The following is a 15,300-nucleotide window of genomic DNA, read 5'->3' as shown; positions in this document are numbered from 1 at the left end:
AGCGCGACGATATCGAGCGCGGCCAGGTATTGGCCAAGCCCGGTTCGATCACGCCGCATACGGAGTTCAGCTCCGAGGTTTACGTATTGAGCAAAGAGGAGGGTGGTCGTCACACTCCGTTTTTCAACGGTTACCGTCCGCAGTTTTACTTCCGCACCACCGACGTCACGGGCGTGGTGACGCTGAAGGAAGGCGTCGAGATGGTAATGCCGGGCGAGAATACAGAGGTCGACGTCAAGTTGATCACGCCGATTGCGATGGAAGAGGGCCTGCGTTTCGCGATCCGCGAGGGCGGCCGCACAGTGGGCGCCGGCGTCATCACCAAGATCAAGGCCTAAGGCAGCCGGGGAGCCCTAATGCGCGATATCGTTACTCTTGCGTGCACCGAGTGTAAGCGCCGAAACTACACGACTACAAAAAATAAGAAGCGGACTCAAGGCAAGCTCGAGTTTAAAAAGTACTGCCGCTTCGACAAGCGCCATACGTTGCACAAGGAAACCAAATAGACCGATCAGATATGTGGTAGGAGCAGGCCAGTAGCTCAATTGGCAGAGCACCGGTCTCCAAAACCGGGTGTTGGGGGTTCGATTCCCTCCTGGCCTGCCAGTTATTTTTATCGAGAGGGAGCAGCTAGCAATGATCGCCAAGTCGCGCCAGTTCTTACGCGAGGTCTGGATCGAGCTGAAAAAGGTGTCCTGGCCCACCAGGCAGGAGACCGTGGCCAGCACTTGGGTGCTGATCGGCGTGACCGGGATCTTCGCCCTGTTTTTCTTCCTCAGCGACTCGCTGATCAGCTCATTGCTCGGCCTCGTGTTGAGCAATGGCTGACATCGCGGACAGGACAATGGCCAAACACTGGTACGTAGTTCATACCTACTCCGGGTACGAGAAGAAAGCCAAACTGGCTTTGGAGGAGCGTTTCAAAAACGCCGGTTGCCTGGAGATGCTCGAAGAAGTGCTGATTCCCACCGAGAAGGTGGTCGAGGGGGAGCGTTCGGCTAAGCGGACGATCAGGCGCAAGTTCTTCCCGGGCTACATTCTGGTGAAAATGGAGCTCAACGACGACACCTGGCACTTGGTCAAGTCGACGCCGCGGGTCACCGGATTCGTCGGCGGTGCGCACAATCCGCCGACCGTGTCCGACGAGGAAGTGCAGAAGATCGTCAGCCAGATCAGCGAGGGTACGCTCAAGAGCCCGTCGCGTATCGAGTTCGAAAAGGGCGAGACGATCCGCGTCAAGCACGGACCCTTCGCCACGTTTCAGGGAATCGTTGACGACGTTAACGCCGATAAGGGCAAGCTTAAAGTGATGATCTCGATCTTCGGCCGGTTGACCCCGGTGGAGCTGGAGTTCAAGCAGGTCGAAAAGACCTGACGAGGTAGAGTTCAATGGCCAAGAAAGAAATCGCCAAGATCAAGTTGCACGTTACCGCCGGCAAGGCCAATCCCAGCCCCCCCGTGGGACCGGCATTGGGCCAGCACGGCGTGAACATCATGGAGTTCTGCAAGGCTTTCAACGCCCGCACGGCCGACCAAGAGGGGATGATTATCCCCGTGGTGATCTCGGTCTTTACCGACCGCAGCTTCAAGTTCATCACCAAGACGCCGCCGGCCTCGGTGCTGTTGAAGAAATACGCGAACATCGCCAAGGGATCGGGTGTGCCGAACAAAGAGAAGGTCGGCAAGGTGACCACGGAACAGGTCCGTGAGATCGCCAAGATCAAGCTGCCCGATCTGAACACCAACGACCTGGATACCGCCTGCTCGATCATTGCGGGTACCGCCCGCAATATGGGACTTGAGATCGCAGACTAAGGCGGGAGCGGAGGAACCGATGAGGAAGCGAGGCAAACGTCTTCGCACCGCGCAAGACAAGGTCGACAAGACGAAGCGCTACTCGATCGACGAGGCGCTGGATCTGCTCGAACAAGTCTCAAGCGCCAAGTTCGACGAGACCGTGGAACTGGCCGTGCGCCTGGGAGTCAACCCCAAGCACGCCGACCAGATGGTCCGCGGCTCGGTGACATTGCCGCACGGAACCGGTAAAGAGGTTCGCGTGCTGGTTTTCGCCAAGGGCGAAAAAGAGAAAGAGGCCCTCGATGCCGGGGCCGACCACGCGGGACTCGACGAGCTGCTGGCCAAGGTTAAGGGCGGCTGGTTGGAGTTCGACAAGGTCGTGGCCACTCCCGACGTGATGAGCCAGGTCTCCAAGCTCGGTCGCGTGCTGGGACCGCGCGGGCTGATGCCCAATCCCAAGACCGGGACCGTGACCTTCGACGTGGCCCAGGCCATTGCCCTGATCAAGGCCGGCAAGGTCGACTACAGGGTCGACAAGCTGGCCAACATTCATTCCCTGATCGGCAAGAGCTCCTTTGGCAAGGAAAAACTCCGGGAAAACATCCTGGCGTTAATGGAGAGCGTGAACAAGGCCAAGCCCAACACGGCCAAGGGCACTTATCTGAAGAACATCAGCGTATCGACGACCATGAGCCCGGGGATCAAAATCGATCCGGGCTCGATCATGGAAGCCCTGCGCTAGCACAGGAATAGATAGGACTGAGAATGTCGTCGAAGACCGCGGGCACCATTGAGGTTTAATCGGCCGCAACAGCCGTCCCGCGCAGACAGGCCGAAGCCTCCTGGGGCGACGGAATCTGTCATCGGCAGGTCCGTTAACAAAGCGGAAGGGGGTGTATGACTTGAACCGTGAACAGAAACAGAAGCTGGTCGCACGACTTCTCGAGGAGTACGACCGAGCACAGGCGGTGATGTTGGTCAACCCGATCGGGCTGACCGTGGAACAGGCCACCGCATTGCGCGAACAGCTCACGGAGCAGCAGGCGCGCATGGAAGTGGTCAAAAACACCATAACCAGACTGGCTGGGCAGGAAAACGACCTGGGCAAGTTCGACGAACTGCTCAGCGGTCCCAACGCCCTGGTGTTTTCCTATGGCGATCCGGTTGCCTGCGCCAAGGCGCTGGCCGACTACGCCAAGGAGCACCCCAAGTTCAGCCTTAAGGCCGGACTGCTCTCAGGTAAACTGATCTCCGACGATGAGATCAAGGCGCTGGCCAGGATGCCCTCGCGCGACGAGCTGCTGGCGCAGTTCGCCGGGCAGATGGAATCGATCGTGGCCGGTCTGCCCCGGGCGATGGGCGCAATCTTGCGCGGCATGCCCAACGTGATTCAGGCATTCATCAGCAAGCAAGAGGCCGCAGCCTAAGCGGCGCGGCTCTTAAAAAGGAGATATCAATGGCCGAGTTGACCCATGACGAGATAATGGACGCGATTGCCAAAATGAGCGTGCTCGAACTTTCCGAGCTGCTCAAAGAGTTCGAGGAGAAGTTCGGCGTGTCCGCGGCAGCCCCGATGATGATCGGCGCGATGCCCGCAGCCGGCGGCCAGGCAGATGCCGAGGCTGAAGAGCAGACCGAGTTCAACGTGATCCTGCTCGGACCCGGAGATAAAAAGATCCAGGTGATCAAAGAGGTGCGCGCGATTACCGGCCTGGGCCTGAAAGAGGCCAAGGAGCTGGTCGACAGCGCGCCCAAGGCGGTCAAAGAGGGCGTCAGCCAGGATGAGGCCAACGCGATCGTCGAGAAGCTGGAAGGAGCCGGGGCTCAGGTCGAGGTTAAGTAGTTTGCGTCTTGTATATCCTGTCCCGGGGTGAACCCTTTTCAGGAGGATGAACGTGGCCGGACAACTTGCCTTCGAGAAGAGGCTCCGTAAGAGCTTCGCACAGATAGAACAGATTATCGACATACCCAACCTGATAGAGATTCAGAACAAATCCTATCGGGACTTTCTGCAGGACCACCTTGCGCCGGACCAGCGCGAGGATATCGGCCTGCAGGCGGTATTCAAATCGGTCTTCCCGATCAAGGACTTCAACGGCACCAGCTCGTTGGAGTTTGTCGAGTATTCCCTGGAGACGCCCAAGTACGACGTACTGGAGTGTCGCCAGCGCGGGATGACGTACGCTGCTCCGTTCAAGGTCAAAATTAGACTGGTAGTCTGGGACATCCAGGAGAAGACCGGATCGACGAGCATTCGCGACGTCAAAGAGCAAGAGGTCTACTTCGGCGAAATCCCATTGATGACCGAGAACGGCACGTTCATCATCAACGGCACCGAGCGCGTGATCGTCAGTCAGCTGCATCGCTCTCCGGGCGTGTTCTTCGATCACGACAAGGGCAAGACCCACAGTTCGGGCAAGCTGCTGTACAACGCCAGGATCATTCCCTACCGGGGCAGCTGGGTCGACTTCGAGTTCGACAGTAAGGACATCCTCTACGTCCGGATCGACCGTCGACGCAAAATGCCGGCTACGATCCTGCTCAAGGCCCTGGAATACACCCCGAGCGAGATCCTCCATCGCTACTACGGCACCAACTACGATATCGAGGAAGTGCGCTTCGAGGGTCCGGGACGGATGATCAAGAAGGTCGTGCCCCAGGCCCTTCGCGGCCAGATGGCGACCAAGGAGATCAAGCATCCCAAGAGCGGCGAAGTGATCGTCAAGCGCGGCCGGCGGGTCAACCGCGCGGCATTGGCCGAGATCCAGAAGGCCAAGGTCGAGTGGATCCCCATCGGCGAGAGCGCGGTGATCGGTCGCCATGCGGCCTACGACATCGTCGATCCCGAGACCGGCGAGGTGCTGCTCGAATGCTCCGAGGAGATCAGCGACCAGGCGTTCAGCCTGATCATCGAGCGCTCGATTCCGCAGTTCGGCCTGCTGTGGTCCGGACAGACGAGCCCCAGCCCGACCCTGCGCGACACATTGGCCAACGACAAGGTCACCTCGCCGCTGGAAGCCAAGGTCGAGATCTACAAACGGCTGCGGCCCGGCGATCCGCCGACCCTGGAGACCTCCAATTCGCTGTTCAACAATCTGTTCTTCAATCCCGAGCGCTACGATCTGAGCAAGGTCGGCCGGGTGAAGATGAACTTCAAGCTCGGCCGGGATGAGCCGCTGGAACGCCAGACGCTGGACCGCGAGGACATTTTGGCCGTGGTCTTCTACCTGGTGAACCTCAAAGAGGGCTCGGGCGAGACCGACGACATCGATCATCTGGGCAACCGTCGCGTGCGCGCCGTGGGCGAGCTGGTCGAGAATCAGTACCGCATCGGCCTGGTGCGCATGGAGCGTGCGATCCGCGAGCGGATGAGCCTGCAGGAGATCGACACCCTGATGCCGCACGACCTGATCAACGCCAAGCCGGTCAGCGCGGTGATCAAGGAGTTCTTCGGCTCCTCGCAACTCTCGCAGTTCATGGACCAGACCAATCCGCTGTCCGAGATCACCCACAAGCGGCGCCTCAGCGCCCTGGGACCCGGAGGTCTGACCCGCGAGCGCGCCGGGTTCGAGGTGCGCGACGTGCACACCACGCATTACGGCCGCGTCTGTCCGGTCGAGACCCCCGAGGGTCCGAACATCGGACTGATCGCCAGCCTCTCGACCTTTGCGCGTATCGACGAGTACGGCTTCATCGAGACCCCGTACCGCAAGGTCGATACCGAAAAGGGACAGGTGACCGAGGATGTGGAGTTCCTTTCCGCGCTCAAGGAGGAGAACCACACCATCGCTCAGGCCAACGCGCCGCTTGACGATAACAGCCGCTTTACCCGCGAGCTGATCACCGCGCGCCGCTCCTCGGACGTGGTGATCGTACCGCGCGAAGAGGTCGACCTGATGGACGTCTCACCGCACCAGCTGGTGTCGGTGGCGGCGAGCCTGATCCCGTTTTTGGAGCACGACGACGCCAACCGCGCGCTGATGGGATCGAACATGCAGCGCCAGGCCGTGCCGCTGCTCAAGACCCGCGCTCCGCTGGTCGGCACCGGCATGGAGAAGGTCGTGGCCCAGGACTCGGGCGTGACCGTCATCGCCCTCCGCGGCGGCTTGGTCGAAAGCGTCGACGCCGGCAGGATCGTGATCAAGGTCAACGAGCGCGAGAAGAGCGAGCTCGAGGCCGGGGTCGACATCTACAATCTGATCAAATACCAACGCTCCAACCAGAACACCTGCGTCAACCAAAAGCCGATCGTCAACAAGGGCGAGCGGGTGCGCGTCGGCCAGATCATCGCCGACGGCCCCTCGACCGACATGGGCGAGCTGGCACTGGGCCAGAACGTGATGGTCGCCTTCATGCCCTGGAGCGGATACAACTACGAGGACTCGATCCTGATCAGCGAGAAGATGATCAAGGAGGATCGCTTCACCAGCATCCACGTCGAGGTCTTCGAGTGCGTCAGCCGCGACACCAAGCTCGGACGCGAGGAGATCACCCGCGACATTCCCAACGTCTCCGAGGAGGCGCTGAAGGACCTGGACGAGTCGGGCATTATCCGCATCGGCGCCGAGGTCAACCACAACGACATCCTGGTAGGCAAAATCACTCCCAAGGGCGAGACTCAGCTCAGCCCCGAGGAGAAGCTGCTGCGGGCGATCTTCGGCGAAAAGGCCGGCGACGTGCGCGATACATCGCTCAGCGTCTCGCCGGGCGTCAGCGGCATCGTGATCGACGCCAAGGTCTTCAGCCGTAAGGGGATCGAAAAGGACGAGCGCGCCAAAGAGATCGAGGACATCGAGGTCGCCAAGATCCTCCAGGACCAGGAGGACGAGATCCGCATCATTGAAGAGGGCGCCCGCGACACCATGCGCCGCATCGTGCTCAACAAGACCCTCAGCGCCAACCTCAGCGACGCCGGCGGCCGCAAAGTGCTGTTCAAAAAGGGAATCAAAATTTCGCCCGCGGTGTTCGATGAAATTCCGACATCAGCGCTGCGCGACCTGAGCCTCAAAGAGGATCAGGCCGAGGCTAAAGTGCGCAAGTCCATCGAACAGCTCGATCAGCAGATCGACCTGGTGCGCATCGTGTTCAACAACAAGATCGGCAAGCTCAAGAAGTCCGACGAGATGGCGCCGGGCGTGATTAAGATGGTCAAGGTCTACGTGGCGATCAAGCGCCGCCTGAGCGTGGGCGACAAGATGGCCGGACGCCACGGCAACAAAGGCGTACTCAGCCGGATCGTGCCCACCGAGGACATGCCGTACATGGAAGACGGCACGCCGATCGACATGGTGCTCAATCCGCTGGGAGTCCCCAGCCGAATGAACGTCGGTCAGATTCTCGAGACCCATCTGGGCTGGGCCGCGCACGCCCTGGGCGAGCAGATCGACCGCCAGATCGCGGCAAACTGGTCCGGCGACGCCATGCGCAAGCAGCTCAAGACGATCTACGACTCGCCGTCGATCAGGAAGATGCTCGACGAGGCGTCGAGCGACGAGATCATCGAGCTGTGCAAGCAGATCGGCGACGGCGTGCTGATGGCCAGCCCGGTGTTCGACGGCGCGCCCGAGGGAGAGATTAAAAAGTACCTCAAGCTGGCCAGCCTGCCCACGAGCGGGCAGGCTACGCTGTTCGACGGCCGCTCCGGCGAGCCGTTCGACCACGACGTCACCGTGGGTGTGATGTACATGATGAAGCTTCACCATCTGGTGGACGACAAGATCCACGCGCGCTCCATCGGGCCCTACAGCCTGGTCACCCAGCAGCCGTTGGGCGGCAAGGCGCAGTTCGGCGGTCAGCGCCTGGGCGAGATGGAGGTCTGGGCGATGGAAGCCTACGGCGCCGGCTACGCCCTGCAGGAATGCCTGACGGTCAAGAGCGACGACGTGGCCGGACGCGCCAGAATGTACGAGTCGGTGGTTAAGGGCGACTGCACACTCGAACCGGGCTTGCCCGAAAGCTTCAAGGTGATGATCAAAGAGTTGCAGAGCCTCGGCCTGGACGTCGAATTGATCGAGGAACAGGAAGAGGATTACGAGGGAGCGTCGTCCGAGCCGAGTAGGCCCGCGTCGAGTTCGTCGAAGCTCTGATCGAGACCAAAGCACATCAGCCCACCCCTTGGGAGGGAACGCTGTGAAGGATATTTACAATCTCTTCGAGAAGCCGAAAAACCCGAGGACGATCAAGGCGCTGAAGATCGCCCTGGCCAGTCCCGAGCAGATCCGCGAGTGGTCTTACGGCGAGGTCAAAAAGCCCGAGACCATCAACTACCGCACGTTCAAGCCTGAGCGCGACGGACTGTTCTGCGCCAAGATCTTCGGTCCGGTCAAGGACTTCGAGTGCAACTGCGGCAAGTACAAGCGGATGAAGCACCGCGGCATCATTTGCGAGAAATGCGGGGTCGAGGTAATCCAGAGCAAGGTGCGCCGCGAGCGCATGGGGCACATCAGCCTCGCCACGCCCGTGGCCCACATCTGGTTCCTCAAGAGCCTGCCCAGCCGTATCGGCGCACTGCTGGACATGACGTACAAGGAGCTGGAGAAGGTCCTGTACTTCGAGATGTACATCGTGATCGACCCCGGCCGCACCGACCTTAACGAGGGCGAGTTGCTCTCCGAAGAGCGCTTTCGCGAGATCGCCGACGAGTACGGCGAAGAGGCGTTCCGCGCCGGTATGGGCGCCGAAGCAATTAAGAAGATGCTCGCCAAGCTCGACCTGGAAAATCTCTCGATCGAGCTGCGTGCCGAGCTGCGCAGCACCAAGGCCGACGCCAAGCGCAAGCGCCTTTCCAAACGGCTGAAGGTGATCGAGGCTTTCCGCGACTCGGGCAACCGTCCCGAGTGGATGATCCTCGACGTGGTGCCGGTGATCCCGCCGGACCTGCGGCCGCTGGTGCCGCTGGAGGGCGGCCGCTTCGCGATTTCCGACCTCAACGATCTATACCGTCGGGTGATCAACCGCAACAACCGGCTCAAACGACTGCAGGAGCTCAACGCGCCCGAGATCATCATCAAGAACGAGAAGCGCATGCTGCAAGAGGCGGTGGACGCGCTGTTCGACAACGGCCGCCGCGGCCGGGTGATCACCGGCCCCAACAAGCGTCCGCTCAAGTCGCTCTCGGACATGCTCAAGGGCAAGCAGGGGCGCTTCCGTCAGAACCTGCTGGGCAAGCGCGTGGACTACTCCGGCCGTTCGGTGATCGTGGTCGGTCCCGAGCTGCGGCTGCATCAGTGCGGCCTGCCCAAGAAGATGGCCCTCGAACTGTTCAAGCCGTTCATTTACAACCTGCTCGAGGAGCGCGGCTTCGTCACCACGATCAAGTCGGCCAAGAAGATGGTCGAAAAAGAGAAGCCCGAGGTCTGGGACATTCTCGACGAGGTGATCCGCGAACACCCGGTGATGCTCAATCGCGCGCCGACCCTGCACCGTTTGGGCATCCAAGCCTTTGAGCCGGTGCTGATCGAGGGCAAGGCGATTCAGCTGCACCCGCTGGTCTGCGCCGCGTTCAACGCCGACTTCGACGGCGACCAGATGGCGGTCCACGTACCGCTGTCGATCGAGGCCCAGATCGAGGCCCGCGTACTGATGATGTCGACCAACAACATCCTCAGCCCGGCCCACGGTAAGCCGATCATCGTTCCGACCCAGGACATGGTCCTCGGGATTTACTACATGACCCGCGATCGCATCGGCGCCCGGGGCGAGGGCAAGGCCTTCTCCTCGTGCGACGAGGTGCACACCGCACTGGCCAACGGCGCGGTGGAACTTCAGTCGCGGATTGAAGTGCGGATGGACCTCGATGACGGCCAAGGCGAGCGGCGCGTGGAAAGCACCGTGGGCCGCGTCTTACTGCGCGACATCGTGCCCGCCGACATCCCGTTCAGCGTTTACAACAAGGTGATGGATAAGAAGTCGATCGCCGGATTGATCGACACCTGCTATCGCGCCTCGGGCAACAAGGCCACGGTGCTGCTGGCCGACCGGCTGCGCGCCTTTGGCTTCAAGTATTCGACTCAGGCCGGGATCTCGATCTGCATCGACGACATGCTCGTTCCCGAGGACAAAGAAAACTACATCGGCAACAGCAACGATCTGGTGGCCGAGATCACCGAGCAGTACCAAGAGGGCCTGATCACCGACGGCGAGCGCTACAACAAGGTGATCGACATCTGGGCCAACGCCACCGAGGACATCTCAAAGGCGATGATGCAGCGCATGGGCCTGGAAACGGTAACCGACGTCCAGGGTGATAACATCCAGGTGCCGAGCCTGAACTCGATCTTCATCATGGCCGACTCCGGCGCGCGCGGCTCTGTCGCTCAGATCCGCCAGCTCGCCGGGATGCGCGGCCTGATGGCCAAGCCCTCGGGCGAGATCATCGAGACTCCGATTACGGCCAACTTCCGCGAGGGGTTGACCGTGCTGCAGTACTTCATCTCTACGCACGGCGCGCGCAAGGGACTGGCCGATACCGCGCTGAAGACCGCCAACTCCGGCTACCTGACGCGTCGCTTGGTCGACGTGGCCCAGGACACAGTGATCACGATGGAAGACTGCAAGACCCTCGACGGGATCTACGTCTCCTCGCTGGTCGAGGGCGGCGAGATCATCGAGCACGTGGGCGATCGCATTCTGGGCCGCGTGGCGCTGCAGGACGTAATCGACCCGGTCAACGAGGAAGTGTTGATCAAGGCCAACGAGCAGATCACCGAGCGGCACGTAATGCTGCTTGAGGATCGCGGCATCGAGCGCGTGCTGATCCGTTCGGTGCTGACCTGCGAGGCCAAGCGCGGCGTGTGCGCCAACTGCTACGGCCGCGACCTGTCCTCGGGCAAGATGGTCAACCTCGGCGAGGCCGTGGGCGTGATCGCCGCACAGTCGATCGGCGAGCCGGGCACCCAGCTGACGATGCGTACCTTCCACATCGGTGGTACGGCCAGCAGGCGCGTCGAGCAGTCGACGCTGACCTCGCGCGGCTCGGGCATCGTGGTCTTCAACAACGAGAACCTGGTGCTCGACCGCCAGGACGCGCAGATCGTGATGAACCGCAACAGCGAGATCGTGATCACCGACGAAGCGGGGCGCGAGCGCGAGCGCTACCGCCTGGTTTACGGCGCCAAGCTCTACGTCGCCAAGGGCGAGAAGATCAAAGTCGGCCAGCTGTTGGCCGAGTGGGATCCCTACACCAACCCGATCCTGACCGACGTCGCCGGCAAGGTGAAGTTCGGCGACATCACCGAGGGCGACACGATGGTCGAGCAGGTCGACACCGTGACCGGCCTGTCGCACAAGGTGGTGATCGAGCCCAAAGATCCGACCAGTCGGCCGCGCGTCTCGATCAAGGACGACCGCGGACGTACGCAGAAGATCTCGGCCTTGGGCCGCGACGCACGCTACCTGCTGCCGGTCGGCGCCAACATCTACGTCAACGAGGGCGACCGCGTGGAGCCCGGCGACGTCATCGCCAAGATCCCGCGCGCCACGACCAAGACCAAGGACATCACCGGCGGACTGCCGCGCGTGGCCGAGCTGTTCGAGGCGCGCAAACCCAAGGAGTACGCGATCATTTCCGAGATCGACGGCCGCGTGACCTTCGGCGAGGACATTAAGGGCAAGCGCCGGGTAATCGTCGAGCCCGAGATCGGCGAGAAGGCCGAGTACCTGATCCCCAAGGGCAAGCACATCAGCGTGCACGAGGGCGACTACGTGCGCGCCGGCGAGCCGCTGATGGACGGCTCGTCCAATCCGCACGACATCCTGCAGGTGCTCGGCGAGAAAGAGCTGGCGCGCTATCTGGTCGACGAGGTGCAGGAGGTCTACCGTCTGCAGGGCGTGAAGATCAACGACAAGCACATCGAGGCCATCGTGCGACAAATGCTGCGCCGCGTCAAAATCACCGACATCGGCGACACCAACTTCCTGGTCGGAGCACAGGTCGAGAAGGCGGTGTTCAAGGCCGAGAACGAGCGGATGTTGGAAATCGACGGCATGCCGGCCGTTGGCGAGCCGATGCTGTTGGGAATTACCAAAGCCAGCCTCTCGACCGAGAGCTTCCTCTCCGCGGCCGCGTTCCAGGAGACGACCAAGGTGCTGACCGAGGCTTCGATCAGCGGCAAGACCGATTTCCTGCGCGGCCTCAAAGAGAACGTGACCATGGGCCGTCTGATTCCGGCCGGAACCGGGACGCCCAAGTACAACGAGCTCGAGGTCGACGTTGATATGCCAGAAGAATTTCTCGACGATGACGAGTACGAAAATGAGGGAGAAGAAGTTCCCGTTTAGTACTTGACAGTCGTTGCCAAGCCTGCTAAATTCCTCGCCTCTTGAGGCCGGGAATACCGGCATGGGAAACATCTTTACAGAAAGCAAGACGGACAGTTTATGCCGACGGTCAACCAGATGATACGCAAGGGTCGCAACCCGCAGAAGTCCAAAACGGGCGCACCGGCGCTGCAAAGCTGCCCCCAGAAACGGGGCGTATGTACGCGGGTATACACGACGACTCCCAAGAAGCCGAATTCCGCTCTGCGCAAGGTGGCTCGTATCAGGCTGACCAACAGCATCGAGGTCACCGGATACATTCCGGGCGAGGGACACAATCTTCAAGAGCACTCTGTGGTGCTGATCCGCGGCGGCCGCGTCAAGGATCTGCCCGGAGTGCGCTACCACATTATTCGTGGCAAGCTCGACTCCTCGGGCGTGGCCAACCGTAATCAGCGTCGCAGCAAGTACGGCACGAAGAAACCGAAGTGACGGGGTTGACAGATGCCGCGCAAAGGTAACGTACCAAAAAGAGAGATCCTGCCGGATCCGAAATTCAACGACAAGCAGGTCGCCCGCTTTGTCAATTGCATGATGCTCGGCGGCAAGAAGTCTACCGCCGAACAGATCATGTACAGGGCATTCGACCTGATCGAGGGCCGGACCAAAGAAGATCCGCTCAAGGTCTTTAAAAACGCGATCGAGAACGTCAAGCCCAACGTCGAGGTTAAAAGCCGGCGCGTTGGCGGCTCGACCTATCAGGTTCCGGTCGAGGTTCGTCCCGATCGGCGTCAGGCCCTGGCCACGCGCTGGATCATCAACTTCTCGCGCAACCGCGGGGAAGACAGCATGGTCGAGCGTTTGGCCGGCGAGCTGCTCGACGCATACAACGGTCGCGGCAACGCAGTGAAGAAAAAAGAGGACACCCACAAAATGGCCGAGGCCAATAAAGCCTTCAGCCATTACAGGTGGTAGTGAATACAGCGCAGATGATCATGATGAGTTTCATCGGTCACGAGAGGACTGCCGGTTATGGCACGCCAGGTTTCGCTACAGCGAACACGCAATATCGGAATCATGGCGCACATCGACGCGGGCAAGACCACAACGACCGAAAGGGTTCTTTACTACACAGGCGTTAGTCACAAGATGGGCGAGGTCCACGACGGGACCGCCCAAATGGACTATATGCCACAAGAGCAGGAGCGCGGCATCACCATTACGGCGGCCGCGACAACCTGCCTCTGGCGTGATCATCGGATCAACATCCTGGACACGCCGGGGCACGTCGATTTTACGATCGAGGTGGAACGCTCTTTGAGAGTTTTAGACGGCAGCATCGCAGTGTTTTGCTCTGTAGGTGGTGTCGAGCCTCAATCAGAAACGGTCTGGAGGCAAGCCGATCGTTACGGCGTGCCGAAGATTGCGTTCGTCAACAAAATGGACCGGATAGGGGCCGATTTCTACAAGGTGATGGATCAAATAAAAGCCAGGCTGGGCGCAGTCCCGCTGGCGATCCAACTCCCGATCGGCTCCGAGAATGAGTTTGAGGGCGTCGTGGACCTTATCGATCGCAAGGCGATCATTTGGGACGACGAGTCGTTGGGCGCCGAGTTCCGCATCTCCGAACTGGAGGGGGAACTCGCCGAACAGGCGCAGGCCTGGCGCGCCAAGTTGGTCGAGACCCTAGCCGACCACGACGACAAGCTCCTTGAGCTTTTCCTTTCCGATCAATCCATTTCCGACGACGAACTGCGTGGCGCTATTCGCCGCGCGACTCTCGGGCTGAGGCTCGTACCGGTGTTGTGCGGGGCGGCTTTTCGCAACAAAGGGATTCAACCGTTGCTCGACGCAGTGGTCCAATACCTGCCAAGCCCCCTGGACGTACCGCCGATCTCCGGCATCAATCCGCGCAAAGAGCGCGAGGAGCAGCGACCGCCCGACGACGATGGCCCACTGTGCGCTTTGGCGTTCAAGGTCCAGACCGATTCGTACGTGGGCCAGCTGTGTTACCTGCGGATCTACTCGGGAAAGGTCAAGGCCGGTTCATCGGTCTACAACGCCACGAAGGATCGCAAGGAACGCATCGGAAGGTTGCTCAAGATGCACGCCAACAAGCGCGAAGACGTCAAGGAGGCCTACTCCGGCGACATCCTCGCAGCCGTTGGTTTGCATCACACGATCACCGGAGACACCCTGTGTTCGATGGATCGGCCGATCGTGCTCGAGGGACTGAATTCCCCCGAGCCCGTGATCAGCATCGCCATCGAGCCCAAGACGCAGACCGACCAGGAGCGACTGTCCGAGAGTCTGGCCAAGATCGCAGTCGAGGATCCGACCTTCAAGGTCCGAGTCGACGAGGAGACCTGCCAGACGCTAATCAGCGGGATGGGCGAGCTTCATCTGGAGATCATCGTCGATCGGCTGATGCGCGAGTTCTCGGTCAAGGCCAACGTGGGCAAGCCACAGGTGGCCTACAAAGAGACTCTGGCGGCGGCGGGCAGCGCAAAGGCGGTCTACGAGCGACAGACGGGCAACCGCGGCCACTACGGCAAGGTTGTTTTGGAAGTCGCGCCGACCCAGCGCGGATCGGGCCTTGGTTTCATCAACAAGACCCACGGCGCCGTGCCCAAAGAGTTCATCCCGTTCGTGGAACGGGGGGTGCGCGAGTCGCTGGATAGCGGAACACTGGCTGGATACCCGGTGATCGACGTAGAGGTGAAGCTGGTTGACGGCGATTACCACGATGTCGATTCCAACGACATCGACTTCAAGATTGCCGCTCAGATGGCCTTTGCCAACGCGGCCAAACAGGTCGGGAGCAAACTGCTCGAACCGCTGATGGCCGTCGAGATCGTCACCCCCGAGGAACACCTCGGCGACGTGATCGGCGATTTGAACTCGCGGCGCGGCAGGATCAAGGCGATGGAGGCTCGAGGGCAGATGCATGTTGTGCACGCCGAGGTGCCGCTGGCTGAGATGTTCGGTTATTCGACCGACCTGCGCAGCCAGACCCAGGGGCGCGCCACCTATACGATGCAGTTTGACAGGTATGAGGAAGTGCCTGCTCAGCTGGCGCAAGAGATAGTGACCCGCATTCGCGGATATTAAGGAGGCTCAGAGGATGGCCAAGGAAAAATACAATCGTAATAAGCCACATCTCAATGTTGGTACGATTGGTCACATCGATCACGGCAAGACGACGTTGACCAGTGCGATTACCAAGGTGATGTCTGATAAAGGGTT

General features: G+C 60.6%; 14 protein-coding genes and 1 tRNA gene. All 15 read left to right on the top strand.

Annotated features, from left to right (window positions below; translation table 11 throughout):
* Positions 1 to 338 (top strand): elongation factor Tu (tuf, locus tag P9M14_02020; protein ID MDP8254503.1); only part of this gene is annotated, 338 nt, incomplete at its 5' end.
* A gap of 18 nt (positions 339 to 356) precedes the next feature.
* Complete coding sequence (gene rpmG, locus P9M14_02015; protein ID MDP8254502.1) at positions 357 to 506, top strand: 50S ribosomal protein L33; 150 nt, start codon at positions 357 to 359, stop codon at positions 504 to 506.
* A gap of 24 nt (positions 507 to 530) precedes the next feature.
* Positions 531 to 606, top strand: a tRNA-Trp gene (locus P9M14_02010).
* Positions 607 to 636: 30 nt separating this feature from the next.
* The gene (secE, locus tag P9M14_02005) at positions 637 to 828 is read left to right on the top strand and encodes a preprotein translocase subunit SecE (GenBank protein MDP8254501.1); all 192 of its coding nucleotides are present in this window, start codon (positions 637 to 639) and stop codon (positions 826 to 828) included.
* 16 nt (positions 829 to 844) lie between these two features.
* Positions 845 to 1,375, top strand: coding sequence for a transcription termination/antitermination protein NusG (gene nusG, locus P9M14_02000; GenBank protein ID MDP8254500.1), 531 nt, complete (start codon positions 845 to 847; stop codon positions 1,373 to 1,375).
* 14 nt (positions 1,376 to 1,389) lie between these two features.
* Complete coding sequence (gene rplK / locus P9M14_01995) at positions 1,390 to 1,815, top strand: 50S ribosomal protein L11 (protein MDP8254499.1); 426 nt, start codon at positions 1,390 to 1,392, stop codon at positions 1,813 to 1,815.
* 19 nt (positions 1,816 to 1,834) lie between these two features.
* Positions 1,835 to 2,539 carry a 50S ribosomal protein L1 gene (gene rplA, locus P9M14_01990; protein ID MDP8254498.1) on the top strand — a complete coding sequence of 235 codons (705 nt, stop codon included), beginning with the start codon at positions 1,835 to 1,837 and terminating at the stop codon, positions 2,537 to 2,539.
* 160 nt (positions 2,540 to 2,699) lie between these two features.
* Positions 2,700 to 3,224, top strand: a complete 525-nt coding sequence (gene rplJ / locus P9M14_01985) for a 50S ribosomal protein L10 (protein ID MDP8254497.1) — start codon at positions 2,700 to 2,702, stop codon at positions 3,222 to 3,224.
* Positions 3,225 to 3,253: 29 nt separating this feature from the next.
* The gene (rplL, locus tag P9M14_01980) at positions 3,254 to 3,640 is read left to right on the top strand and encodes a 50S ribosomal protein L7/L12 (GenBank protein MDP8254496.1); all 387 of its coding nucleotides are present in this window, start codon (positions 3,254 to 3,256) and stop codon (positions 3,638 to 3,640) included.
* Between the two features lie 52 nt (positions 3,641 to 3,692).
* Entirely contained in the window at positions 3,693 to 7,883 is a 4,191-nt protein-coding gene (rpoB, locus tag P9M14_01975) for a DNA-directed RNA polymerase subunit beta (GenBank protein MDP8254495.1), read from the top strand.
* 43 nt (positions 7,884 to 7,926) lie between these two features.
* On the top strand, positions 7,927 to 12,075 hold the full coding sequence (gene rpoC, locus P9M14_01970) for a DNA-directed RNA polymerase subunit beta' (GenBank protein MDP8254494.1): 4,149 nt from the start codon (positions 7,927 to 7,929) through the stop codon (positions 12,073 to 12,075).
* 99 nt (positions 12,076 to 12,174) lie between these two features.
* Positions 12,175 to 12,546, top strand: coding sequence for a 30S ribosomal protein S12 (rpsL, locus tag P9M14_01965; protein ID MDP8254493.1), 372 nt, complete (start codon positions 12,175 to 12,177; stop codon positions 12,544 to 12,546).
* Between the two features lie 12 nt (positions 12,547 to 12,558).
* Entirely contained in the window at positions 12,559 to 13,029 is a 471-nt protein-coding gene (rpsG, locus tag P9M14_01960) for a 30S ribosomal protein S7 (protein ID MDP8254492.1), read from the top strand.
* 57 nt (positions 13,030 to 13,086) lie between these two features.
* Positions 13,087 to 15,165 carry an elongation factor G gene (fusA, locus tag P9M14_01955; GenBank protein ID MDP8254491.1) on the top strand — a complete coding sequence of 693 codons (2,079 nt, stop codon included), beginning with the start codon at positions 13,087 to 13,089 and terminating at the stop codon, positions 15,163 to 15,165.
* A gap of 13 nt (positions 15,166 to 15,178) precedes the next feature.
* Positions 15,179 to 15,300, top strand: a 122-nt coding sequence (locus tag P9M14_01950) for a GTP-binding protein (protein ID MDP8254490.1), incomplete at its 3' end; no start/stop codon positions are given.

It is taken from the genome of Candidatus Alcyoniella australis, assembly GCA_030765605.1.
Classification (GTDB): Bacteria; Lernaellota; Lernaellaia; order JAVCCG01; family Alcyoniellaceae; genus Alcyoniella; species Alcyoniella australis.
This window is presented reverse-complemented; position numbering and strand designations above follow the sequence as displayed.